Source organism: Streptococcus oralis (genome assembly GCF_001579175.1).
Classification (GTDB): domain Bacteria; phylum Bacillota; class Bacilli; order Lactobacillales; family Streptococcaceae; genus Streptococcus; species Streptococcus oralis_O.
Map to the genome: position 1 here is coordinate 474,636 of NZ_KQ970759.1, position 1,321 is coordinate 475,956.

Here is a 1,321-nt window from a genome sequence, read left to right on the forward strand (position 1 = left end):
GGAATTGTACGGAAAGTACAAGGCTAAGCTTAGTTTTGATAAAATTCGAGCAGTTGAGAGCAATCCAGTTGGTAAATTAATCTTGGTTACTGCCATTAACCCAACACCAGCGGGTGAAGGAAAGTCAACTATTACCATCGGTCTTGCAGATGCCTTAAACAAAATCGGCAAGAAAACCATGATTGCTATCCGCGAACCATCTCTTGGACCAGTAATGGGGATTAAAGGTGGTGCTGCTGGTGGTGGTTATGCCCAAGTGTTGCCAATGGAAGACATCAACCTCCACTTTACTGGGGATATGCATGCCATTACAACTGCTAACAATGCCCTTTCTGCATTGATTGACAACCACTTGCACCAAGGAAATGAGCTGGGAATTGACCAACGTCGTATTATTTGGAAGCGCGTTGTGGACTTGAACGACCGTGCTCTTCGCCATGTGACTGTTGGTCTTGGCGGTCCTCTAAATGGTATTCCACGTGAGGATGGTTTTGATATTACAGTTGCTTCTGAAATCATGGCGATTTTGTGCTTGGCGACGGACATCGAGGACTTGAAACGCCGTTTGGCTAATATCGTTATTGGCTATCGCTATGACCGTACCCCTGTTTCTGTAGGTGATTTGAAGGTTGAAGGTGCCTTGGCTTTGATCTTGAAGGATGCTATTAAACCGAACTTGGTTCAGACAATTTATGGTACACCTGCCTTTGTACATGGTGGTCCATTTGCCAACATTGCTCATGGATGTAACTCTGTTTTGGCAACAAGCACAGCCCTTCGCTTGGCTGATTACACTGTTACTGAAGCTGGTTTTGGTGCAGACCTTGGTGCTGAGAAATTCCTTGATATCAAGACACCAAACTTGCCAACTTCTCCAGATGCGGTAGTTATCGTCGCAACCCTTCGTGCCCTCAAGATGAACGGTGGAGTTGCTAAAGATGCTTTGACAGAAGAAAATGTTGAAGCGGTTCGTGCAGGTTTTGCTAACTTGAAACGCCACGTTGAGAATATCCGTAAATTTGGAGTGCCTGCAGTCGTCGCGATTAACGAATTTGTTTCTGATACTGAAGCTGAAATCGCAGCCTTGAAAGAACTCTGTGCTTATATTGATGTGCCAGTTGAACTAGCAAGTGTCTGGGCTGATGGCGCAGAAGGAGGAGTAGCGCTTGCTGAAACGGTTGTCAAGACAATTGCTGAAACACCAGCTAACTATAAACGTTTGTATGACAATGACCTTTCTGTCCAAGAAAAGATCGAAAAGATTGTTACTGAAATCTATCGCGGTAGCAAAGTCAACTTTGAGAAGAAAGCTCAAACACAA

The 1,321-nt window shown here is 44.7% G+C and carries 1 protein-coding gene; it reads left to right on the forward strand.

The features are described 5' to 3' along the window. A partial coding sequence (locus SORDD24_RS02390; protein WP_231082660.1) for a formate--tetrahydrofolate ligase occupies window positions 1–1,321 on the forward strand: 1,321 nt, incomplete at both ends.